The 23,165-nt window shown below is 48.4% G+C and carries 19 protein-coding genes; 13 read left to right on the forward strand and 6 right to left on the reverse strand.

The genetic code is table 11. The annotated features are described in order from the left end of the window. Nucleotides 1-300: 300 nt before the first annotated feature. Nucleotides 301-528 carry a hypothetical protein gene (locus EKM87_RS10395; protein WP_125684502.1) on the forward strand — a complete coding sequence of 76 codons (228 nt, stop codon included), beginning with the start codon at nt 301-303 and terminating at the stop codon, nt 526-528. Here EKM87_RS10395 and EKM87_RS10400 read toward each other — a convergent pair. Next, nucleotides 523-834 (reverse strand): helix-turn-helix domain-containing protein, encoded by a 312-nt coding sequence (locus EKM87_RS10400; RefSeq protein ID WP_125684504.1) that lies wholly within the window; start codon nt 832-834, stop codon nt 523-525. The two genes, EKM87_RS10395 and EKM87_RS10400, sit on opposite strands and share 6 nt — an antisense overlap. A 382-nt stretch (nt 835-1,216) precedes the next feature. On the opposite strand from EKM87_RS10400, the gene EKM87_RS10405 reads away from it, so the two are divergent. The 8 genes from EKM87_RS10405 (at nt 1,217) to EKM87_RS10440 (ending at nt 11,126) form a co-directional block, all read left to right on the forward strand. Then, entirely contained in the window at nt 1,217-1,648 is a 432-nt protein-coding gene (locus EKM87_RS10405) for a hypothetical protein (protein WP_125684506.1), read from the forward strand. A 43-nt stretch (nt 1,649-1,691) separates the two neighbouring features. Further along, entirely contained in the window at nt 1,692-2,531 is an 840-nt protein-coding gene (locus EKM87_RS10410; RefSeq protein WP_125684508.1) for a hypothetical protein, read from the forward strand. Nucleotides 2,532-2,969: 438 nt separating this feature from the next. Beyond that, nucleotides 2,970-3,887 carry a C39 family peptidase gene (locus EKM87_RS10415; protein ID WP_125684510.1) on the forward strand — a complete coding sequence of 306 codons (918 nt, stop codon included), beginning with the start codon at nt 2,970-2,972 and terminating at the stop codon, nt 3,885-3,887. Between the two features lie 41 nt (nt 3,888-3,928). Next, entirely contained in the window at nt 3,929-4,966 is a 1,038-nt protein-coding gene (locus EKM87_RS10420; RefSeq protein WP_125684512.1) for a DUF5776 domain-containing protein, read from the forward strand. Between the two features lie 217 nt (nt 4,967-5,183). Continuing rightward, nucleotides 5,184-5,618 (forward strand): hypothetical protein, encoded by a 435-nt coding sequence (locus EKM87_RS10425; protein WP_125684514.1) that lies wholly within the window; start codon nt 5,184-5,186, stop codon nt 5,616-5,618. A 337-nt stretch (nt 5,619-5,955) separates the two neighbouring features. Further along, entirely contained in the window at nt 5,956-6,363 is a 408-nt protein-coding gene (locus EKM87_RS10430) for a hypothetical protein (protein WP_125684516.1), read from the forward strand. A gap of 381 nt (nt 6,364-6,744) precedes the next feature. Beyond that, nucleotides 6,745-9,954: a mucin-binding protein gene (locus EKM87_RS10435; protein WP_164506484.1), complete on the forward strand. Its 3,210-nt coding sequence runs from the start codon at nt 6,745-6,747 to the stop codon at nt 9,952-9,954. A 134-nt stretch (nt 9,955-10,088) separates the two neighbouring features. Next, entirely contained in the window at nt 10,089-11,126 is a 1,038-nt protein-coding gene (locus EKM87_RS10440; protein ID WP_125684520.1) for a hypothetical protein, read from the forward strand. Nucleotides 11,127-11,196: 70 nt separating this feature from the next. Here EKM87_RS10440 and EKM87_RS10445 read toward each other — a convergent pair whose 3' ends face one another. Beyond that, entirely contained in the window at nt 11,197-12,066 is an 870-nt protein-coding gene (locus EKM87_RS10445) for a LysR family transcriptional regulator (protein ID WP_125684522.1), read from the reverse strand. 127 nt (nt 12,067-12,193) lie between these two features. Between EKM87_RS10445 and EKM87_RS10450 the strand changes: the two genes are divergently transcribed. The 3 genes from EKM87_RS10450 (at nt 12,194) to EKM87_RS10460 (ending at nt 16,313) form a co-directional block, all read left to right on the forward strand. Beyond that, a complete protein-coding gene (locus tag EKM87_RS10450; protein WP_125684524.1) occupies nt 12,194-12,982 on the forward strand; it encodes a PhzF family phenazine biosynthesis protein in 789 nt (262 codons plus the stop codon). Nucleotides 12,983-13,168: 186 nt separating this feature from the next. Continuing rightward, nucleotides 13,169-13,651 carry a flavodoxin gene (locus tag EKM87_RS10455; RefSeq protein ID WP_164506485.1) on the forward strand — a complete coding sequence of 161 codons (483 nt, stop codon included), beginning with the start codon at nt 13,169-13,171 and terminating at the stop codon, nt 13,649-13,651. 127 nt (nt 13,652-13,778) lie between these two features. Next, nucleotides 13,779-16,313, forward strand: coding sequence for a M1 family metallopeptidase (locus EKM87_RS10460; RefSeq protein WP_125684528.1), 2,535 nt, complete (start codon nt 13,779-13,781; stop codon nt 16,311-16,313). 482 nt (nt 16,314-16,795) lie between these two features. On the opposite strand, the gene EKM87_RS10465 is transcribed toward EKM87_RS10460, so the two are convergent. The 4 genes from EKM87_RS10465 to EKM87_RS10480 form a co-directional block, all read right to left on the reverse strand. Further along, complete coding sequence (locus tag EKM87_RS10465; protein WP_125684530.1) at nt 16,796-18,199, reverse strand: C69 family dipeptidase; 1,404 nt, start codon at nt 18,197-18,199, stop codon at nt 16,796-16,798. Between the two features lie 74 nt (nt 18,200-18,273). Beyond that, the gene (locus EKM87_RS10470) at nt 18,274-19,011 is read right to left on the reverse strand and encodes an ion transporter (protein WP_125684532.1); all 738 of its coding nucleotides are present in this window, start codon (nt 19,009-19,011) and stop codon (nt 18,274-18,276) included. A gap of 173 nt (nt 19,012-19,184) precedes the next feature. Beyond that, nucleotides 19,185-20,567 carry a dihydrolipoyl dehydrogenase family protein gene (locus EKM87_RS10475; RefSeq protein ID WP_125684534.1) on the reverse strand — a complete coding sequence of 461 codons (1,383 nt, stop codon included), beginning with the start codon at nt 20,565-20,567 and terminating at the stop codon, nt 19,185-19,187. Nucleotides 20,568-20,628: 61 nt separating this feature from the next. Then, nucleotides 20,629-21,069, reverse strand: a complete 441-nt coding sequence (locus EKM87_RS10480) for a MarR family winged helix-turn-helix transcriptional regulator (RefSeq protein WP_125684536.1) — start codon at nt 21,067-21,069, stop codon at nt 20,629-20,631. Between the two features lie 170 nt (nt 21,070-21,239). Here EKM87_RS10480 and recQ point away from each other — a divergent pair, with 170 nt between their 5' ends. Then, nucleotides 21,240-23,039, forward strand: coding sequence for a DNA helicase RecQ (gene recQ, locus EKM87_RS10485; protein WP_125684538.1), 1,800 nt, complete (start codon nt 21,240-21,242; stop codon nt 23,037-23,039). The last annotated feature ends 126 nt before the right edge of the window (nt 23,040-23,165 follow it).

Below are 23,165 nucleotides of genomic sequence, written 5' to 3' on the forward strand. Positions count from 1 at the left end.
TAGGCATAGAAAAATCCCCTTAAAGTTAACAGATGAATTATAGTTTTTCATCTGTCAACCTTAAGGGGACTATAGCAGAAAAATTCGGCAGTCTCTGTCCTTTTATTTTCAGATTTGTGTTGGACTTGACACGTATGTTAAAATTAATTTACTTAAACAAATTTACCTGCCACAACACCAAATTAATTTTCCGATTTTTACAAGTCTGTTTTTTATTTAGTGGTGGCGTTAAGCTAGCTTTAACCAATTCGGTTGAAGTTAGCTTATTTTTTTGCTTAATTTTTGGGGAGTGACTAGCGTATGGAAAAGGTAGCAGATCCGCTGTTAAATAAATTACAGTTGTTGCAAGATTTGAAGTTTCTTATCGACCAAGGTTCGGGCCATCGTCTTGATTACAGAAGATTTCGTATTTTTGAAATCAGGCTGACTACTGGTGTGATTGATTTGGTAGCCGAGTATCAGACCTATGCGAGTAAGTATACGCTCGCTGAAATCGCCAACCTAATCGTACAGAAGTATCAACTATAGTTTTAAAATCTTCAAAACACTTTCCGCGACAGTCTCGCGTTGCTCTTCTGGCAGGGACTTTAGGTAGGCAATTAATTCTAAAGTATGGATGCCAGTTAGTGAGTCATCTGTGAAGAAATCGCTGAGTGTTAGGTTCAGAGCCGATGCAATCGACTGCAACTTGTTAATGCTGATATTCTCAAGTTCTCCACGCTCTATTCGTGATATTAAACTAACGGAAACGCTAGCTCGTTCAGCTAATTTTTCAATGGTCAAGTCTAATGATCGTCGCTTCTGATTCACTAGTTTACTAATTGAGGTTTGCATGATTGGCTATCTCCTAATATGGCGTTAAAGCTAACCATAATAGAGTCTTTATACCATGAACAGAGAAAAAAAGATTGTTTTGACTTAAAAATAAGGAAAATAATACAGGTTTGTTCTATACTGTACTATAATCACTTATTTTGAAGTAAGTGGAAAATTATCGGTTAGGAGGAGTGTTCTATGAGTCAAAAAATTGTTGGCATGTTTAAACGGGTGTTTTTGACCTGAACCAGCGGTTTAGGGCAGCTCGCATCGTTAGGTTAGTTTTCTGCGGCATCGTCGTGAGTTGTCGGTACTTAGATATTTTGAAGCCTGAAACGAATACATTTAATAATTGCTGATTCAGACACTGAAAGTTAATTACTGAAGGAGAACCAAACTTATGAAAAAAAGACTTATTGCAGTTATTCTCACTATTACGTTAGTTGTCATGGGGGCCAGTCTACTGGGGTCGCCAGCAACCGCATCAGCATCAGCCAAATGGCAATTTGGAACCCCCAAAAAGGTTAGAGGTCTGTTTCGTACGAAAACGGTTAAGCACCATTATAACCAGCTCAACATTGCCCAAAACGTCGTGTACAACGAAATTCGCAAACCCAACTGGCCCGCAGAAAAAAGTGGGAAAATCACCTTTCTGCTGATGTGGCGGGTACCATCTCGCAAGCTTAGCTCACACCTTTATCAAATCAAAAGCGTTACCCGGAATGGCAAGCATGTTCGCTATTACATCAAAACGTTTAGTCATAATCGCCTAAAGATTTCGAAAACCATGGCATTTGCAAACAAGCCTTACTATCACAGAACTAAGGACTAATCATTCATTGCATAATAACAACATTTTTTAGGAGGAACCAGCCATGAAATTTAACTGGATAAATAAAGCGACGACGATCTTACTGAGCAGCATCTTAGTAGGGGGCGTTGTCATCACCACCGTTCCCACGTTCATGACCCAAGCACAAGCTTATAACAATGAAGACGCGCCAATCAGTTATCAAGTGTTTAAGGACGATGAAAATAGCGTTAAACAGATTGTTAAAAAAGCCAGTCCTAAAGTACAGCAACAACTCAATGCCGCCTTCTTTAAGCGCATGGAACAAAAGCCGGTCAATGCGTATGGTACCTACGCTCATTTCTCGGACGTCATGCATGTTCTGGCAACACACGCGGTCAGTGAACTTGGCCGAAATGGTCAGGTGACCCCAGCGTTTAAGCAGGACTATCAGGCAATGTTGGCTGTTTACGATCAGTTCAAAGGGCGCCTAGACACTGATTATCAAAATGCTGTCAATAATGATATTGATGAAGCTGATCAACAAATTGCCGAAAATAATGTTGACGCCGATAGCATTGGCTATCTTGGTGATGATTTCATTCAATACTTTGAGACGAATATCCGGCCAGATAAGGTGACTGGTGTCCCAAGCGTTCAAAGCAAAATCACCAAGTTGACTGCTAAAAAAACGTCCTCTAAGAAGTACGTTAAAGTTTCTGGGACTGTGAAGTTAGGTAAAAAAGCCAACTATGCTCAGATCAAGACGTATAAGGGAACCCGTTATGCAAAGCTGAATGGTGCACACCGTTTCAGTCAAAAACTTTACGCACCTAAAGCCAAGAAAGTCAGTGCCACCATTGGCAACTATTCACATGGCCATTTCTCTCGCGTAACCGCTACTAAGAGTGTGCACGTTAAATAGCTGTCGGCTAATAGGCGGAATTCAGCCTGTCAAAGGCTTCTAGATTAAGCGCTATTATGGCTGTTAAAGCTGTTAACGACATTAATCCTAATATTGACCCTGAATTCGGTGGGTATTCGTTCATATAATGCCGGTAAAGCTGTGACATTTTATTGGATACTGACTGCAATGTCATTGGAATTGGTGCCGATTGAGTCAAAGATAATGATGGCGTTTCAAACGCCGCCATTCTTGGTACCCAATAACAGCTAGCCTAATCTGTTTTCACGCATGCACCAAAAAGAGACTGGAATTTTTATCCCAGCCTCTTTAAGTGCGCTTAAATTAGGGACTTTTTGAGTGACTGATGCTGTTTTAACAGCGTTTCACACACCATTACCGTTAAATCTCGCTACACAGCAAGCTACTAATTTACTGCATACAAAGGTGGGAGCTTACATGAAACGACTTATCGAGAGTCTGGCCGTTGTTGGACTAGGCCTCTTTCTTGGGATGGCATCCAGTGGCGTGGCTCACGCGGCAACCGCTACCACTTCGTCTGAGTCTGTTGATTCGTCAACAACGTCGACTCCCAAAGCGAAACCCAAGGTCCAGCCAAAACCATCAGTGACTTACCGCAAAGTCTTTGGCAAGCAAACGGTTAACTATTACACCAAAATCGGAGCTAACCGAAAGCACAACTACCAGGTGTACCAAACCGGTGGGGCCAAGTCTTCAGCTAAGAATATGAAGGCTATTTCGACTGGACGATACTACGCGAATAAACAGGTCCACATTACCCGCGAAGAAAAAATGGGGGATGGGACTTGGTTGAAATTTACCTACCAGCATACCCAGACGGGCTGGATTCACCGCAACGGGACCGTCAAGTCCTACCGGTGGCTCAACGTTCCCTTGATTGCCCAACGTCCGGAACTTCCTACTGGATGTGAAATCACGGCGACGACCATGATGCTCCAGTACGCCGGGGCGAAGGTCACCAAGCTGTCGCTGGCTAAAGAAATGCCGCGGAGTTCCAACCCCAACAAGGGATTCGTTGGCAGTCCTTATCGACGTTCTGGCTGGTGGATCTATCCTGAGGGCCTCATGAAGACCGTTAAGCATCATCTCGGCTCAGCCAAGAACATGACTGGGGCGTCGTTTAAAAAGATGAAAGCGCAAATCAATCAAGGCCATCCTGTCGTTATCTGGGTCGCCGGGGTCGATGGCTTTGTGAACCATGCCATCACGCTTTCAGGCTACAGCAGCACGCGGGCTTACTACAATGATCCGTGGACCAAGCGGAAGACTAGCATGACCCTAGCTAGTCTGCACAAGCACCGCAAGCATGATGCTTATCGGGCTTTGAGTTACTAATTTGGTATTCATTCAATTATCTTACAAAGGAGTAGAACATAATGAAGAAAAAATGGCTATCCACATTACTCGTCGTAGCTGGTCTGACCAGCGTTGGTATGACGACCACGGCGCAAGCTAAGACTAGTTACTATACCACTAACCCCGGCATCATCCGGGTCAAGAAGACGGTGGCCTACTACAAGGACGCCGCTAAAAAACATCACGCGGCTACGGTGCACAAGGACCACTATGCAAAGATTTCTAAGGTGGTAACGGTCAAGGGGCACGCACCCGTTTTAAAGACCAACACTGGCAAATATGTGACTGCTAACAAGTCATTCGTTGCTAAGACGAAGGGCTACCAAAACCCGAAAAAGTATTATCAGGTCAATTACACGCAGATCAAGCCTTACGGTAAGGTTGGGTATACGGTCAAGCGGGGCTACGAAGGCATCAAGACTTGGAAAATCATGCACCGTTTAGGCACCGCTAACGGCTACAACAAGTACAATTCAGCGACGGTCTATGCCGTCAAGAATTTCCAACGTAAACATCACCTGAAAGTCACGGGGACGGTTAACGAAAAGACTTGGGTCAAGCTAGGCTTCTCTAAATCCAGCTGGAAGAGCATTGATTCATACGTTGCGCCACTAGGTGCTCATGCTTGGAACGGCCGCACGGACCATATTGAGGCGATGATCAAGCAGGCTTACAAGTATAAGGGTAATCCTTATCTGGTAGGGTCTTCTTCCAAGCCGGCTTATGGCACGGACTGCTCTGGCCTCGTTATGCAGGCGCTTTATGCGGGTGGTATCAATACCAAGCCAATCAGTTCCATTCATCACGCTTACCCGGGTAATGAATGGAATTCCCGTAACCTGTGGGCTAGCAAGAAGTTCCAACACGTTGCTTACAGCCACAAAAAGCGGGGAGACCTGGTCTTCTATTACCAACCAGGTACGCATACGATTTGGCACGTTGCCATTTACTTGGGCAAAGGCAAGGTTATCGAAAGCTGGCCACCACGCATCATGGTTCAACCGATCAAGAACGGTCAACGCTCTAACGTTGCGGGAATCGCGCGCGTTTTCCATTAAGCTTTAAACAGTTTGATAGGTACGGTTAAGGGCGCTTTGTCGACGGATGTTGATGGAGATGCTGAGAGAGACAATTCATCTTTGAATTGCCTCTTTTTTTCGTGTATTTAATGATGAACAGTGATATTGTTAATCTTGTTCATAAATATATAAGATAGGAAACTGTTGGAAACTACATAAGGTTTACTGGTCTTTAAAATTTAAAAGGTGGCGGTTTATGATGAAGAAATTAACGAAGCACATGTTACTGGCCCTAGGTGTGGCTGCATTACTTCTGCTAGGGATTGGTGGAACGACTGCCCAGGCGTCAACGACGACGACCTTCCAGCACAAGAGCACAACGGTTGAATGGCATAAGGGGACGCCTAAGAGCGTCCGTGGTAAATTCAAGACCAAGCATTACGGTGCTGACTTGATGATGGAAACTAAGATTCGGGCTAAGTCTATCTGGTTCTGGGGATCAGGCATGCCCGTCCAAAAGGGCTACAACGTGCACTACAAAAAGACCCGGCATAATCACTATGTTATTCGTTACGACGCCCACGCTTCAGGGATGTTCAAGGGCGGCAAGAAGCTGAAGATGTCGGTCGTCAAGGTTGGCAAGAAGAGCATTAAGGTCTTTGGGTACAGCAACGTTTTCCATAAGTATTAGACCATCATTCTGAGAAGCACGGTTGCCAGTATCTGGGCAATCGTGTTTTTTCGTATGTTTTACTGAGATGGAGTAGTCGAAGCCCGTTGTGAGAGAATGACAAAAGCCTGATATTTTGTGGAAAAAGTTAGCAGGTTTTAAGGGGATAGGTGTCCCTCATTTAGTTGTCTGGGCATTACGCAGTACAGTGGGGATGAAAAGTCTATGGACGAATTAGAAATAAGTAACATAATATCCAATTTTCCTTGATGAAGTCATCTTGACAGGCGTGTGGCAACGACCATGCTATGATTGGCGTGTTCGGCAGATGACATCTAAGAGGGAGAATCGTGAGAAAATGAAAGCGAAAAATATATTATTGGCATTGGCAATCGTCACCGGCATTAGTACAGGCAGTCTTAGTAGTATTTCAGCTGACGCGAGTACCTGGCATAAAGGGATTCCCAGGGAAATCCGCGGTAATTTTGAGACCAAAGAGTATGGAGCCAACTTAACCATGGGGTGTACTTTCCGGGCTAAGTCTCTGGTCTTTGGGGCTTCGGGCATGCCCACCCAAGTTGGATATAACGTCCATTATAAGAAACTTCATCGTCATAGTTATCTGCTGCGCTACGATGCCCACGCGGATGGTTTGTTTAAAGGCGGAAAAAAACTGAAAATGCCAGTGAAGCGGGTGGGCAAGAACTTACGGGTGTTTGGGTATAAGATTATTTTTCACAGACAGTCGGTTCACGCACACAATTAAATTTACTGTAAGCAACCCATTGAGACCAGTTAGGCTCTCGATGGGTTTTTAGTAGTCCTAGGATACTATGGCCGCATTGCCGGGTAATTACAACAAAAAAATGATAGTACGATTCGATAAAGGTTTATTGCCTACATGAAGTTTTGCGTTTTAGTTACCTAAATACTACTTAGTCACCAATAATTAAGCACACGTGAATCATCCGTAGAGCTAAGCGTAACGGGGGATAACTTAACGTTGCAACAATATTCGGTGACAATAACGTTTTAGGGGATTGATTGTCTCTCACATACTGACTATAATGGATAGTAATAACAGAGGTAACGACTATATTTGACATCACATTACCTGAACTTGGTCATGTTAAGAGGGGGACCAATCATGAAGGATTATGAACGTAAAACACATTACAAGATGTACAAATCACATAAAGGCTGGCTAGTTGCTGGTATCACCGTCACTAGTATGGCAGTGGGCATCGTCGCTGGACCACAGCCTAGTCAGACCGCGCAGGCTGCCGATAACGTGCCAACTACCACGGCAACCACTTCCGGTCAGTCAACGACAAGTGGCTCGCAGGCCAAACTACCAGCTGCGTCAGCGACGGACAAGTCGACTGGTAGTGATAATGGTGATAAGGCACCAGTACCAACTGCACCACAGAAGCCAGTTGTCGAGTCTGCACCCGTCCAGCCAGCTGACAATGACGATGGCATCGTTACGACAAAGGAGCCTTCATCTGGTCAAACGACACCGGCCCCGGTTGAACGACCGACTGCTAGAGCTGCTAGAGCCGCCGTGACGATCGCTACACCCGTTAAGACCGGGATTTCTGTGCAGGATACCGATGATTTGACCAACAAGGTGGCTGCCACACCAGCCTTTAACATCAGCAAGACTGATCAATTGCAATATACTTATAATCACGAGGATTCTGCCGGGCATAACACGGACTTAAGAGTTGTCGATGGCTATGATGCTGATCATCAAGTGCAGGGTGCTGGCACTTGGCTGGGTGAGACGTATGCGAACCAGATTGCCCAGGATGCCAAGGGTGTTGATCCAGTTACGTCGGCTAAGTACGGGACCCAACTCATGTACATCGATGAATGGCTGCCAGATTATGGACTCCAATACTTTCTCTGGCAGAATAACTATGCCAAGACGTATGCCACGATTGCTGACTTTCGGAACAACTTCTCGAAGGCTGAGTTAGCAACGCTTACGTCCATTTATTCGAACGATGATTTACAAGCCGCAGCTGGCAATCAGCCAACTACTTACTATCAGAGCCTCATGGCCATGCAGACACTTGAAGGCTTACAAAATGCGGTCAACCTGCAGGTATTAGATATTTCACCGAACATGTATGTTAGTTTAGCAGCGTATGGAACTTATGAAAAGAACAGCAACCTTTGGGATATTCGGGCGTTAAGTGGCCTGAAGAACCTACGTGAGGTTCGGTTACCAATGGCTGCCATCAATGATATCTCAGCGTTAGGAAATCACGATAAGCTGACTGCGGTCGGTTTGATCGATAACCAGATCACGGATATTTCACCACTGGCGACGGATAAGAACCTCTTGATTTCAAACGCTAACCTGATTAAGCAGCACGTGCTGTTAGCACCGATTAAAGTCAGCGATAAATTGGCTAAAGGGGCCAATACAATTGACACAGGAATGCTGACCTACACGACGCCTTCTTTTATCATTAAGGACCTGACTGCCAGCAACCTGCCAATTCAGGGCTTTGATAATGCCAGTGATCTGACATATCCTTCTCTGTACCCGTCTAGTTCTGATGCCGGCAATCTGAACAGTAACACGTTGACCTGGTATAACTTATTAAATAGTACAGATTCCACGTACGGTAGTCTGTCCACCACCTGGAGTGACACCAACAGTGACTTCGCCGGTTACATCATTCAGCCGTATGAATTGGCTGCCAACGTCAGCGATTTAAACGTTAATATTCAGTTGCTGCAAGCCAACGGCCAGCAATTGAACTTGGCACCAGCTACCCTGATTTCTGGAGATATTGGGTCGAGTGTGAACGTCCAACAGAATGCAACCGTCCAGACGTTATTGAACCAACAGTTGTCTAAGGGCTACACGTTCTCCGGACTGATTTTGGATGGCACGGGTCTTTATTCCGACTACGCGGCGAAAAACGGCAAGGCCAATGCGCAAACGTCCTGGAGCACCACTTTAGGCGATGAGTCCAAGAACTGGACGATTCTATTCTACAAGGACGTCATGCCCTGGACGTTGTCAGTTGGTTACGGTGTGAAGGATGCCAGTGGCAACTACACACCAATTACGAATGCGGACGGCACGGCCGTGACCGCCAACTACAAGGGGACGTCAGCTGATAAACTAGCTTTGACCGATTATGAAAAGGATTTTGACGACTACGTTTACACCGGTGCTGAAACGAGCGCCGATGGTCAGACCTGGACCGATATTAGTCAGGCGACTGATATCCCTTACGTCAACGACATTCAAGCGGTTCGGATGGTTTACGCCCAGGCTAAGAAAGCCACGGTGACGATCAAGGATGCTACCACGGGTAAGACACTCCAGGTGTTGGATGCGACGACCAATCCTGAACTGAAGGGGGCCATTGGGTCCACCAGTTCCTTTGATTCCAACACGGTGATTGCACCCGAATTGGCCAAGGGCTACACTTTGGTCAGTGATACCACGAAGAACGCCGACGGCACCAGTGCCATTGTTTTCGCCAAGGATGCTACGGCTAACTTGGACTACACGATTACGTTAGCGCACGCTTTTAAGACCGTTGATCAGGCCGTTCACGAACAGATTACGTATCAAGATAAGCAACAACAGACAGTTGCTGCGCCAGTAACTAAAACGGTGAACTTTGCCACGGTGACCGACCAAGTCACCCAGGACGCCGTAACTTACAGTAAATTAGATGCTACGGCAACGCCGGAATTAGATGTTACTGGTAAACCGACTGACGCTAGCTGGGTCGTTTACCAGGCAGGTAGTGACCCGGCATTCACCGCGGTGAAGAACCCGAGTGTGACTGGGATGCACGTTGTTTCAACGACTGATCCGGCAAATGATTTGACGCAAACGGTGGCCCAGCCAGTAACACCAACCACTGCCGACCTGAGTTTTGTCGTCACCTATGAAGCTAACCCAACGTCCGGTGGCGGTGACAATGGCAACAACGGTGGCGGGACCGTTACGCCACCAGTGACGCCAACCACGCCAACGCCAGGCAATAATGGTGGTGGGGCTGCGGCCACGGTTACGCCTAAGAAACCAACTAAGCCGACGAAACCCAACCAGGGTGGCCAAGCCGCTATTGTGAATAAGAAGACGACTCGCGGGGCTGGTCATCAGGCTGGTGCGACGGTCACTGCCGGTGGTCAAGCAGCGAAGGTTCAGTCGTTGGCTGCGCCAGTAGCGAAGCCAGCTGCAGCATCAACGACGGATTTGAAAGTGGCTCAGTTACCACAGACTAATGAACAGCAACATAACGGGTTAGCTGTCATCGGTTTAGCTTTGTTAGGTGCTTTGACTAGTGTCGTGGGCTGGAAGAAACGTCGCTTCTAAGTTTAAGCTTGCAATTACAATAAAGGCCCGGGATATTGTCCCCGGGCCTTTATTGCGTCCAATTTATTTTCCTTAGGATAAATCGGCCAACTAGCGCTATACTTAAATGGAACAATATCTTAGGGGGTAATTAAATGTTCAAAATTAGCAGTAGGGGTGCTGCCACTCTCATGTTATTGGGTGCGTTAGTGGGGAGTCTCACGATGACTAACGCTTTAGCCATGAGTAACAGTACGCGCAAGACTTTAACACGTCTGCAGACTAAACAGGAAAAAGTCACCAAGACCAGTCGTAAAGTCGATCGTGAATTTGATCGGGTCGGGGTTAAAAACTTGAACGCGTTGATGCAAGCGGACGACAACGGCCAGGTACCAACTGAGCTGGATAGTGGCCTCAGTGTCTACCAGCTTTCACGAGCAACGAAAGTGTCAATTGGCGGTAAGAAGACGGTGACTTTGCCCAAGGGTGCCATCGTGCGAGGCAGCAAGTATACGTTGAATCCTAAGTTCCCCAGCCGGTTCTCAATCAACATCGCGGACTTGACTAAGGCTAATCAGCGCAAGGCCTTTAAGGCTTTCGGCGTAACGACTGAGAACTGCAACTTTGTGCTTGATTCTAAGAACAAGACGCGATTGTTGCCGTATCAGAAGTCCACGGCATTTTCCTATAAAGGGGACATGAATCTGCCGACTCTCCAGGCGAAGAACCTGCAGTCTTACTACGACAGTGACCGGCAAAATAATCCGTTTATCATTGTGACTGCGGATAACTACCTGAACTACTACACCAACTATCAGGCTAAGAAGTCGGGCCGTATTCAGTACGACCACTACGCGCAGTCGGTGAAAATCAAAAAGTTCACTCGGGGCGCAAGTACCTACACGTATTACTTAGCGAAACCTTTGAAGGGCTTCGGCGCGAAGAAGGTGCGGGTCGGCAAGAAGACTGAGTATCGATTGACCGTTTCATTGGGCCATGTTTTCCAGGCCTTTGACAACGATAACTTGGATCCCGGCATGTACCGGATGACGGTCAAGGTTGGTAAGAAGGCGTTTTACGTGGACTTGGGCGGTATTTCTGAAGCCTATATCAACCGGTTGACGAATAATCCATACGGGTCCAACGTGGTTGATCAGACTGCTGCACAAGCGTACATTCAAGGGTTAAAGTAAGATAATAGTGAAGGGTGTGAGAATAATCTCACACCCTTTTTACGTGGCAAATTCTAGGTTATTTGCCTGTTTAAGGTAGCTCGGCCACGTGGGTCAGTATGAAGTCAATGAAGGTCTTACTGGCAATTGGCAGGGCAGCTGCATCCTGACTAACGATACCAATTTTCCGCGTGAGGTTCGGTTTCAGCGGACGGGTGACCACGTCATGGGCGGTCTTGCTAAGGACGAGCTCGGGAAGAATGCTGACGCCCATTCCGAGCTCCACCATCGACAGGATGGAATAGTCGTCGTGGACTCGCATCTTGATGCGGGGGTGAAGCCCCTGTTCAGCAAAGGCCGTGAGGGGTTCACTGTAGGCGCCCTCCTCTAAGGCTAGAAATGGCTCGCTGGCGAGATCTGCTAGACTGACGGTCGATTGATCGACTAAGCGGTGGTGGGGTGGCAGAATTGCCAGCAAACGGCCAGATTTAAGGAAGGTGACGGGGGTGTTGGTCAGTGCGTCCGGTGTGACAAACCCAAAGTCGACCTCACCAGTCCGCACCCACTCGGGGATGGAGGAGTAGTCACCTTGAAGCAGGACAAATTCAACCCGGGGGTAGCGTTCCTGAAATGCCTTGATGAGCTTAGGAAGCCAGTGGGCAGAGATGCTAGAAATCGTGCCGATTCGGATGGTGCCAGAGCCCAGCCCATTAATTTCCTGGGCCTTGTCTGACATGGCCTGATACTGTCGGAGTGTTCGTTGCAGGAAGGGGTAGAGTTGTTGTCCCTCTAGGGTTAAACGTACTCCGGTGCGGGAACGGTATAGGAGTTTGATTTTAAAATCGGCTTCCAGGGTCGCCACCATGTGGCTGATAGCCGACTGCGTGTATCCTAGCGCGGCCGCCGCCTTGGTGAAACTACCAAGTTCAACCACTTTTTGAAAGGCCAGTAGGCGATGCATGACAAATCAATTCCTTTCATAGTTCAAGTGCTAATAGTCGCTTTACGAATGGATACATTCACTGTACGCTTACCTTAAAGGCCTGACAAGGTAATGGGCCGTGATGTTTCGTGAATGGAGGAGTTACATGCTTAAGAGTTATGTGGTTGATGCATTTACCGATGAGGTATTTAAAGGTAATCCGGCAGCCGTTTTATTTCTGGATATGTTTCCAGCAGACGAAATGATGCAAAAAATTGCCATGGAAAATAAACTGTCTGAGACGGCGTTTGCTATGAAGGAGACGCCGGACAAGTATCAGTTGCGCTGGTTTACACCGGGTGGTGAAATCGACCTCTGTGGTCATGCGACCTTGGCTACTGGTTTTCTGGTGTTTAAATACGGTGCGCCTACTCAGGCGACGGTGACCTTTGCCACCCAGAGTGGGGACTTGACGGTTACCAAACGGGGCGACTTGTACGAGATGGACTTTCCATCTTATGAACTCAAATCAGTTCCCGTAACGGCTGCCATGACTGACGCCTTTGGCGTGGCACCGACTGAGGCCTACTTGGGCCGTGACCTGTTGTGTGTGTTTGACAGTGCCCAGCAGGTGGCTGAGATGACGCCGGATATGGATAAGCTGAGTCACTTGGATGGGCTACTGCAGAATGTTACGGCAGCTGGCGATGGTCAGTATGACTGTGTTTCCCGATCATTTGCGCCTAAGTTGGCCGTCCCCGAGGATCCTGTCTGTGGGAGTGGTCACTGTCACATCGTGCCATACTGGGCGAAGAAGCTGCAGAAGCAACAAATCCTGGCCTACCAGGCTTCGGCGCGTTCCGGTGTGCTCCACTGTACGTATGAAGGGGCGCGAACGAAGCTGAGCGGGCACGCAACGCAGTATTCGGCTAGTGAGGTATTTTTGGATCTGTAATCGGTTTGATTAGTTGCTACATGGTTGAAACGTGCGCCAAAGGACGGCTGGTTCTGTTTAACCCGTTAGGTCAATTGACCTAACGACGGTAATGCTCGCCAGCCAAACGTCCTTTGGCGCATGTTTTTTAATTTGGTGTACGATAAAGATACAGCGAGAAAAAATCCCACACTAGGAGGGCTTACCATGTACAAACAAGTTATCTTATACTTTTCAAATACTGGGCACACCCAAGCCGTTGCTCAGAAGATTGCGGCAGTCACCGGAGCCAAGTTACTTCAGCTGAACGCTAAGCAACCGTATACGACCGCTGATTTAGACTATAACGATGCCACTAGTCGAACATCATTGGAAACGGCCGACGAGACGTCGCGACCTGCTATTCAGACGCCGGACATGACGGCGCTACATGAGGCGGATACCATCTATTTGGGCTCACCGCTCTGGTGGGGGCAGGTGCCGCACGTGATCAACACGTTGGTGGAAACGGACGTCCTGCGTGGCAAGCAGGTTTGGCAATTCTGTACGTCCGGGTCAACGGCCATCACGAAGGCTGCCAAGACGTTACGCGCAGACTATCCAGCAGTTCGTTGGGAGCCCGCTCACCGCTTTACCAGTGCCATTACTGGTCAGGAAGTTGAGACGTGGTTGAAGGAAAGGGGCCACTGATTTTTCAGGCACGTGGTACGGTGACAGTCGTCGGTTTACCTGCCCTTAAACTTAATAGGGTCATTCGTGGCGTCGGCTACTGGTTTGTCGTATAATGGGATTATTCTTAAATTTTAAGGAGAAAATCATGGCAGAACTCACACATTTTTATGAAACGTTCCAACCCAGTCACTACGATATTTTTATCGATATCAACCGGGCAACGAAACAGATTAAGGGAACGTCCACCATTACTGGGGACGCCAAGACCCAATCCATTGCGATTCACCAAAAGTACATGACCATCAGCGCCGTTAAGGCTGATGGGGTTGCCGTACCGTTTAAGACGGATGACGCTAACGAAGCTATTCGGATCGACCTGAGTAAGACCGGCGACACGACACTAGCGATTGACTACAGTGCGCCTCTGACCGACAGCATGATGGGCATCTATCCTTCTTACTACGAAGTTAATGGCGAGAAGAAGCAGATCATCGGGACGCAGTTCGAGACTACGGCTGCCCGACAAGCCTTTCCTAGCGTGGATGAACCTGAAGCCAAGGCGACCTTTGACCTAGCTATCAAGTTTGACGAACACGCTGGTGAAACCATCATCAGCAACATGCCAGAAGTGAAGACTGAAAATGGCGTGCACTACTTTGACACGACTGTGCGGATGTCGACTTATCTGATTGCCTTTGCCTTTGGTGAACTACAAAGCAAACTGACGACCACCAAGAGTGGTGTTAAGGTCGGCGTCTTCGCAACCAAGGCCCACCAAGCAAACGAGCTGGACTTTGCCTTAGACATTGCCAAGCGGTCAATTGAATTCTATGAAGATTTCTATCAAACACCTTACCCACTTCCACATTCATGGCAGTTAGCCTTACCTGACTTCTCTGCCGGTGCGATGGAAAACTGGGGATTAGTCACTTACCGGGAAGCTTACCTGGTCCTTGATCCAGATAACACGGCCTTAGACATGAAGCAACGCGTGGCAACGGTTATCGCCCACGAACTGGCTCACCAATGGTTCGGTGACCTGGTAACCATGAAGTGGTGGGATGACCTCTGGTTGAACGAAAGCTTTGCGAACATGATGGAATACGTGGCCATCGATGCCATTCAACCTGACTGGCACATCTGGGAAGCCTTCCAAACGGGTGAAGCCCCAATGGCGCTCCAACGGGATGCCACGGACGGTGTTCAATCCGTGCACGTTCAAGTGGAAGATCCAGCCGAAATCGACGCCATCTTTGACAGTGCCATTGTGTACGCTAAGGGTGCCCGGATGCTGGTCATGGTTCGCGCGCTAATTGGTGACGACGCCTTACGAAAGGGCTTGAAGGCCTACTTCGATGCGCATAAATTTGGTAATGCCAAGGGGGCCGATCTCTGGTCTGCCTTGGGCCAAGCTTCTGGCATGGACGTTGGTGCCATCATGAATTCCTGGCTGGAACAACCTGGTTATCCAGTTGTTTCCGCTAGTGTGGTCGCTGGTAAATTGACGTTGACCCAGGAACAATTCTTCATTGGGGATGGCAAGGATGCCGGTCGTCAATGGCAGATTCCTTTGAACAGCAACTATGAGGCTGCACCGGAATTATTGACCGACAAGGTAGTCACTCTGGGTGACTATGACGCCCTGCGTTCAGCTAGTGGGGAACCCTTCCGCTTGAACGTTGGGAACAATTCTCACTTTATCGTGAAGTATGACGACACCCTGTTACAGGACATTTTGGCCAACTTTACTGAGCTGAATGCCATTGCTCAGTTACAGTTGTTACAGGACTTACGTTTGCTGGCTGATGGTCGGCAGATTTCTTATGCAAGTGTTGTGCCACTGTTGCCACGGTTTGCGGACAGTACGTCGACGCCGGTCAACACGGCCCTGTACACCGTTGCTCACAACCTGTTGAAGTTCGTTCAACCAGGTTCAAGCGAGGAGCAGAACCTGCGGGCCTTCTATGACAAATTGAGTGCGCAACAAGTTACCCGTTTAGGTTGGTTGCCTAGGGCAGGGGAATCGAACGATGACCAGCTGACCCGGCCATACGTCTTGAGTGCGGCACTTTATGCCAAGAACCCTAAGGCAATCGCCGCTGCGCACGACTTGTTCACGCAGAATTCTGCCAACCTAGCCGCATTGTCAGCCGATATTCGGGTTCTGGTTCTGCGCAATGAAGTGAAGAACTATGGCAGTGCCGACTTATTTGAAAAGCTGCTGACGGCCTATCGTCAAACATCTGATGCCAGCTACAAGGCCGACCTCAGTGCCGCTTTGACCAGTACGTCGGATGCTAGTTTGATTGCCAAAATCATTGCTAAGTTTGAAGACGCTGAGACCATTAAGCCACAAGACTTGCGGGCTTGGTACCGGGGCGTTCTGAGCAACGATGACGGGCAACAAGCTGCTTGGGATTGGTTGCGTGACGACTGGCAATGGTTGGAAGACACCGTTGGTGGGGATATGGAATTCAGTACGTACATTACGGTGACGTCCGGAATCTTCCACACCGCATCACGATTGGCCGAGTTCAAGGCCTTCTTCGAACCTAAGGTCAACACACCAGGCTTAACGCGTGAGATTACCATGGATACTAAGATCGTGGCAACTCGGGTTGACTTAGTGGAAGCCGAAAAGGATGCCGTTAACGCAGCAATTGCTGAAACCGTTAAATAATTTTTGAATTAGAATGAAAGCCTCATCGCTAGATAAGCGGTGAGGCTTTTTTGACGGTCTCAGTGATTGTAAACAGTATTGAAAAGCTCGTAGCGGATATGAATTTAAATATTTGTGGGCCTAGAAAGATGGTGGTGGCGAGTGTCTAGCTTAGTGTCGAATTATTTGCTGGGAGAAAGGGGCTATACAGCCATGGGGTAAGGCAAGTAAGGTTAGATGAATGGAGAACGGTGTGCCATGGAGAGGAGTCTAATCATGATGATTAGTGACGAACAAGGAAGCGCAGCGCGTGCATCCCATCAGTCAACGACCAGATATGAACCGAATCTGACCGGAAGATCCAGTTCCATGACCGAACAAGAATTAAATACTCAGTTGGCCATTCAGGTATTTCGACAGGCCCTACGCCGAAATTGGATTTAAAGCAAAAAAAGTCGGTGCCAGCGATTGTGCTCGCTGGTACCGACTGATTGGCAAGATGATTAGTCGTTTAAGTTGTAACGTAACTTCATGTGTTCGGAACCAAAGGTGACCATGTCACCCAACAGCTTAGTCTGACGCGTGAAGGATTCGTCGGACAGCTTTTCGTTAGCAGCCTTTAAGGTTGCAACGTCGGCGCCATTTTCAATGGCAGCATCAGTGTCGTTTTGAATCTTACGGTAGGCAGACATTGCTTCTAAGGCAAAGGTGTTCCGGAAGTCTTCGTATAGGTCGTAGTCCGTGTCACCCAAGAGGGCAGTGGTGCAGCTTAACCAGTACATATGGTTCATGTTGAAGGTACCATCAGCATCCTTGTAGGCAGCTGGGGTGTCGTCAACGTTAGCGTAGAAAGGAACGACCGTGTTGAACGTGTTAGCACCAAAGGCTAACCAGTGAATCCCGGCAATGCTGTCAGGCACGTTGTTCCGAATCTGCAAGATGTGGACATCGTGGTTCCGGTTGATACCGATTGGCCGGAATTTCGTCTTGTCACTTTCTGAACCGTCACCGTAAACGTCATACTTCGTGTTTTCAAAGTGAGAACTCAACACGAACTTGACGTCTTCGATAGAAATCTTCCGGTTAGCGTGGCAAATGAATGGGAGGTCTTGACCTTGAGGGTCCTGTTCAATTTCTGGGTTGAAGTACTTTTGGCCGAACCAAGCACGGGGGTTGTTGTAGACCGTGTCCTTGATATTGGCACTGCCAAAGATGTGGCGTAAGTTAACTTCATTGAAGTCGGGGTTTAAGGAGTACTTGGCGATCATGTCTTGCAGGTCGCTGGAGCTCATGGTGTCCTCGGCATCGAAGTCAAAGCTGTCGATGTTCATCCGGTTAGGAGCAACAACGTAGGCATCGTCTGGAATCCGCTTAGCAGCCCAGTGGTGACCACCGATGGTTTCTAACCACCAGATTTCGTTGTTGTCAGAGAAACCGATTCCGTTTGGTTCGTAGGTCCCGTATTCTTCGAGCAAGCTACCGAGGCGTTCAACCCCTTCGCGTGCGCTGTGGATGTAAGGAAGAACCAGGGTAACCAGGTCTTCTTCACCGATACCACCGTCAACGTAAGGATCGATTCCTAAGACCCGGGAGTTCGTGGTGATGGTTTCAGTGGCAGACATTGCAACGTTGTCGCTGTTGATGCCGGCAGCTGGCCAAATACCATTCGTCAAGATAGAGTTAGGGATGGACGTGTAACGTAAAGGATTGTCAGGGAGTTTAACTTCAACGCCACTGATAACCGCCTTGTAGTCCCGTGGTTGGTCTGCAGGGTTAACAACGACGAATTTTTCGGGGTCAAGGGCCTCGTGACCATCATCGTTCCGAGAAATAATTGTTGAACCATCTAAAGAGGCTTTTTTACCAACTAAAATCGTGGTACATGAGCCTTTAATTCTTTTTTTCATGAATGCAGCACTCCTTTTACCGAACATTATATCATTCATAGTCCGGTAAATTGAAGTGGTTACGCAAGTCTCTCTCATTCATGCGATTGTGCTTGTCTAAGTTCCTGAATGGCTGCCTTTAAGTCTCGATTCTGTTGTTCGATAGCGTCTAGTTTTTTCGTGAGTTCACGCGTATCGGTAGCCGATTCGCGGTTGGCAAAGTAGGTGGTGATGGTACTGGTTAACGCGCCGATAAAACCGATACCGACCAACATGAGGAGGGTGGCCGCACATTTTCCGATGACCGTATGGGGAGCAACGTCGCCGTAACCCACCGTCGTGGTGGTGGCGATGGCCCACCAGAGTGCTTCACCCCAGGACACTCGTTCAGCGTAGGCGTAGAGTGTGGCGGCCAGAATTAAAATCGCCATGCAAGCCCAAAGCAAGTAAACGAACCCGTTAGTCCTCAAGAACCGCTTTAGCACGTGGCGAAGCTTACCGATAAAACCAATTAACCGCACGAAGCGAAACAGACGCACGAGCCGAAAGAGGCGAGTGATTCGGGCTAACCGGAAAAAAGTAAATAGGGTGGTCAGGGGAATGATGGCTAGAAAGTCGAAGATATTATGCCGGAAGAATAGCCACTTATGGGGGGCACGCCAGAACCGAACGACGTAATCCACCGTAAAGAATCCCAGAATTAAGTTGTCGATCGTTAGCCAGGGAGTGGCTGTTAGCTGAATGATGTTGGAAAAGTCTAGAATGGCTAAGGCAATGGACACCAGCGCCAGTACCACCACGATTACGTTATAGATCTTAATGGACATCCGCATTTTCTGTTCCCCCCCCTTAAACGTGATGAGTCATCGTTATTCTTAGTATGACACGCGGGCTAAGTCAGGGTGATGGCGGCAACTTGGTAGTGAAGGTTGCCTACTATACGGGAGAAATCCGGTAGATAATAAAAAAAGTCCTGGAGATTTCTCCAAGACTGAGGTTACAGCTATTAGGCTTCCATGGTTGCCATGGCAGTGACGTCTGCATGCTGGCCTAAAAATGGAACCAGGGTGTCAATGATTCCCTGAATGGGGGTTGGGAAGGCAAAGATTATGTGCCGAAGGTCTGCGGCTGTTAAGCGTTGGTCAATAATCATGACCAGCGCATTAATTAGGTCTGGGGCATCCATGCCGTAGACGGCAGCGCCGACCAATTGATTTTTGCTGTTTAGGACAACGCGTAAGTCAGCATCCGGTTCATTCTGGTAGCCATAGGCCATGAGTTGGCCAAAGGCAACCGTATGTTGTTGGTAGCCATCTGGTTCGGCGTTTGCTTCATCAATGGTAATCCCAACTTGTGCCAAGCGTGGCAGACTAAAGAGGACTTGGGGAATGGCGGGGTAGGAAATTGGGTCGGTATTTCCCAAAATCTGTTGGGCAATGTAGTTGGACTCAAAGGTGGCCGTTGGCGTTAACTTGGGGACCTGCTTAGCTAGCACGTCGCCACTGGCATAGATGTTAGCGCCATTAGCGCGTAGGTGATCGTCCACTTCGATGCCGGCAGCACTACTATGAATGCCAGCATTTTCGAGTCCGAGCCCAGTGACGTTGGCTTCCCGGCCCGTGGCGTTAACCACGTAGTCGGTCGGAATGGTCAGACCACTCTCAGTGATCACTTGGTCTTCTTTGGCAAGGCGCTTGACTCGTTTGACAGTTTCGTTGAAGCAAATCGTGACGCCTTGTTTTGCTAGCTTGGCTAGCAGCCGCTGCACGTGAACTTGGTTAAATGATTTAGCAGCACGGTCATTATGTTGGAGGATGGTGACCTCTGTGCCAAATTGGCTGACTAAGGCGGCCAATTCTAATGAAATCACCCCGGCGCCAATGAAAGTCATCCGTTTTGGTAAAGTGGGCAGATCAAGAAAGTCGCGACTATCATGAAGGTATTCTTTGCCCATAATTGGCAGGGAGCGTGACTGTTGACCGGTTCCTAGTACAATGTTGGTTGCCGTGATGCGTTGCTTGCCCACTTGAATGCTGTGGCTACCCATTAAGATGCCCTTGCCGTGGATGATATCGATACCCATTTTAGTGAATAGGTCAGTCATTTGATGGGGGAGGGCATCGATAACCTGGTGCTTGTAGGCCATGAATTTTGACCAATCAAGCCGAGAATTGGCGGTTAGGCCAACGCTTTGGTAGTGGGCAACTCTTGCCAGGAGTTCGGCGGGGCCGTCTAAAAGGATCTTGGCGTCACAGCCGTAATTGGTGCAGGTCCCGGCAATCAAGTCCTGTTCAATGAGGACCACGGACTTACCGGCTTGTTTCAGGGCAACGGCAGCGTGCCAACTGGCGTGACCACTACCGATAAACGCAACATCATACTCTTTCATTACTATAAAAACCTCTTTCAATTTTAATCGCGGACGATTGGTTGGGGATGACGAAAAAATGTTAGTCTAACATTTTTTCTAACTTAGTGACTAAAGCTTGGTTGATGACCAATGCTTGTTGGTACTGTTCTCGCCGAAAACCTTGTTGACGAACACACTGTTGGACAGCACTCAAAATGGGCCCGCGAGATTCGCGGCCCTTATCAGTTAAACTGATAATCAGTTGTCGCCGATCACTAGGAGGCAATTGCCGGGTTAGCCAGCCACGTTGCTCCATGCGCCGAAGAAGTGGGGTGAGTGTATTGCTACCAAAGTCAAGTTGTTCTCCCAATCGGTGAAGCGGTTGTCGGTCATTTTCCCACAGACTGAGCAAAATGAGGTACTGGGGATAAGTGAGTTCAAACGGCTGTAAAGCTTGTTGATAAAAACGCGTAAAAAGTCTGCTGGCGTGATAAACCGAGAAGCAGAGCTGATTGGCTAAGGTCATATCCTCTTCGGCCATAAGCATCCCTCCAATTCAATTGCGTACGATTTAATTTACTATAAGCGAATATGTGCGACCTGTCAACTATCTACCACTAAGATTGTGAAAATAAAAAAGGAATCCTGTTCGGTTGTCATGGGCTGGGAATGCCAGTAGAATGGAAACATTGAATACTTAAGGAGCAGGTCATGATGGATTTAGCGGCAGCACAAAAAGTTTTAAAAACGGTCTTCGGCTACGATGAATTTCGGCCGGGCCAACGTGCAGTGATTGAGCACGTCTTGGCGGGAGACAACAGCCTGGCCATCATGCCAACTGGTGGCGGGAAGTCCCTGTGTTATCAGATTCCGGCAATGCTTTTTGATGGCATTACGGTGGTGGTATCGCCCTTGATCTCCCTGATGAAGGATCAAGTAGATGCCCTCAATGATAGTGGTATTCCAGCCACCTTCATTAACAGTTCGCTGGAATGGCCAGACATTCAGGAACGATTGGCAGCGTTGCATGGTGGGGACTATAAATTGCTCTACGTGGCACCTGAACGTCTGGACTCGGCGGCATTCGTCAATGCGCTGGCCCGGTTACCCATTGATTTGCTGGCGGTTGATGAGGCGCACTGTATTTCGCAGTGGGGTCATGACTTTCGGCCCAGTTACCTGGCGTTGAGTACGGCAATTGAGCAACTGCCAACGCAACCGCAAGTCCTGGCGCTTACGGCGACCGCTACGGAACAAGTGGCGACGGATATTTGCCAACAACTTAAAATTGATCCTGGTAACGAGGTCAATACTGGTTTTGCGCGGGATAACTTAGATTTAACGGTGGTCAAGGACCAAGATACTGACCGCTATATTCTGGATTACCTCAAGGTGAACCAGGGTGAAACGGGCATCATCTACGCTAGCACGCGTAAGGAAGTTACGCGGTTAACGAAGATGCTAACCGGTCAGCACATTCAGGCCGCTGCTTATCACGCCGGTCTGCCAGATGATGAACGGCGCCAGAACCAGGAAGACTTCCTGTACGACCGGGTTCAGGTAATGGTGGCGACTAATGCTTTTGGGATGGGCATCGATAAGAGTAACGTGCGATTTGTTATTCACGCGCAGGTACCCGGCACCCTGGAAGCCTACTATCAAGAAGCTGGTCGGGCCGGCCGAGATGGTCTTCCTAGTGAAGCCATCCTACTGTACCGCGCCTCTGACCTGCAAATTCAACGTTTTTTCATTGACCAGTCCGAAATGGATGAGCAGCATCGATTGCGCTCGTATCGAAAATTACAAATTATGAATCAGTACGCTAATACTCAGAATTGTTTGCAGCAATTCATTCTGCACTACTTCGGGGAAGAGTCGGAGCCCTGCGGTCGTTGTAGCAATTGTCGTGATGACCGAGAAGCTCAGGACGTCACCACGGATGCGCAAAAGGTGCTCTCCTGTGTTGTCCGGCTGCGGTCCCGCTATGGCAAGGGGATTGTGGCTCAGGTTTTAGCCGGCGCACATAACCAACGAATTCGGGAGAATCATCTTGAGGAAGTTCCGACATACGGCATCATGCGTAATCTGCGGCAAAAGACGGTGGGGGAATTGATTGATTTTCTCACGGCAGCTGGTTACTTGGCCAGCGTGGGCGGCCAGTACCCGACCTTACAGGTTACGAGTAAGGGTGTAGGCGTCTTAAAAGGTGAAACGCAGGTCTTTCGTAAGATGGCTCGTCAGGCCAAACGGTTGGCACCTGAGGATGATGCGCTCTTTGGCAAGCTTCGTGAGTTGCGGCGAAACTTGGCCGAAGAACAACACGTGCCACCATTTGTGATTTTCTCCGACAAGGCCCTGCACGCAATGTGTGAGGTTCTGCCGACCACTGAAGCTGCCTTCTTAACGGTCAAAGGTGTGGGGGAAAGTAAATTGGAAAAATACGGTGATGCCTTCATGGCAGTAATCCGTGAGAATCAAAGTAGTGCGTCAACTGCGACACAAAGTGATTAAGCATCAATGAGGCCGGGCCCAAGTTGCCGGCCTTTTTTGGCGTCTTGGTAGGCCAATGTTGCTTTCAAAAGCCCAGTCAAAAGAACGAGGCGCCTCACTTGGGACACCCCCTGAAGTATGGTAATC

This window comes from Levilactobacillus yonginensis (assembly GCF_003946265.1).
In the GTDB taxonomy this organism is placed as follows: domain Bacteria; phylum Bacillota; class Bacilli; order Lactobacillales; family Lactobacillaceae; genus Levilactobacillus; species Levilactobacillus yonginensis.

Coding starts and splice junctions, on each gene's coding strand:
- EKM87_RS10440 (WP_125684520.1), top strand. CDS start 10,089: ATGTTCAAAATTAGCAGTAGGGGTGCTGCCACTCTCATGTTATTGGGT.
- EKM87_RS10455 (WP_164506485.1), top strand. CDS start 13,169: ATGTACAAACAAGTTATCTTATACTTTTCAAATACTGGGCACACCCAA.
- EKM87_RS10445 (WP_125684522.1), bottom strand. CDS start 12,066: ATGCATCGCCTACTGGCCTTTCAAAAAGTGGTTGAACTTGGTAGTTTC.
- EKM87_RS10435 (WP_164506484.1), top strand. CDS start 6,745: ATGAAGGATTATGAACGTAAAACACATTACAAGATGTACAAATCACAT.
- EKM87_RS10420 (WP_125684512.1), top strand. CDS start 3,929: ATGAAGAAAAAATGGCTATCCACATTACTCGTCGTAGCTGGTCTGACC.
- recQ (WP_125684538.1), top strand. CDS start 21,240: ATGATGGATTTAGCGGCAGCACAAAAAGTTTTAAAAACGGTCTTCGGC.
- EKM87_RS10395 (WP_125684502.1), top strand. CDS start 301: ATGGAAAAGGTAGCAGATCCGCTGTTAAATAAATTACAGTTGTTGCAA.
- EKM87_RS10430 (WP_125684516.1), top strand. CDS start 5,956: ATGAAAGCGAAAAATATATTATTGGCATTGGCAATCGTCACCGGCATT.
- EKM87_RS10450 (WP_125684524.1), top strand. CDS start 12,194: ATGCTTAAGAGTTATGTGGTTGATGCATTTACCGATGAGGTATTTAAA.
- EKM87_RS10405 (WP_125684506.1), top strand. CDS start 1,217: ATGAAAAAAAGACTTATTGCAGTTATTCTCACTATTACGTTAGTTGTC.
- EKM87_RS10465 (WP_125684530.1), bottom strand. CDS start 18,199: ATGAAAAAAAGAATTAAAGGCTCATGTACCACGATTTTAGTTGGTAAA.
- EKM87_RS10415 (WP_125684510.1), top strand. CDS start 2,970: ATGAAACGACTTATCGAGAGTCTGGCCGTTGTTGGACTAGGCCTCTTT.
- EKM87_RS10475 (WP_125684534.1), bottom strand. CDS start 20,567: ATGAAAGAGTATGATGTTGCGTTTATCGGTAGTGGTCACGCCAGTTGG.
- EKM87_RS10480 (WP_125684536.1), bottom strand. CDS start 21,069: ATGGCCGAAGAGGATATGACCTTAGCCAATCAGCTCTGCTTCTCGGTT.
- EKM87_RS10470 (WP_125684532.1), bottom strand. CDS start 19,011: ATGCGGATGTCCATTAAGATCTATAACGTAATCGTGGTGGTACTGGCG.
- EKM87_RS10410 (WP_125684508.1), top strand. CDS start 1,692: ATGAAATTTAACTGGATAAATAAAGCGACGACGATCTTACTGAGCAGC.
- EKM87_RS10460 (WP_125684528.1), top strand. CDS start 13,779: ATGGCAGAACTCACACATTTTTATGAAACGTTCCAACCCAGTCACTAC.
- EKM87_RS10425 (WP_125684514.1), top strand. CDS start 5,184: ATGATGAAGAAATTAACGAAGCACATGTTACTGGCCCTAGGTGTGGCT.
- EKM87_RS10400 (WP_125684504.1), bottom strand. CDS start 834: ATGCAAACCTCAATTAGTAAACTAGTGAATCAGAAGCGACGATCATTA.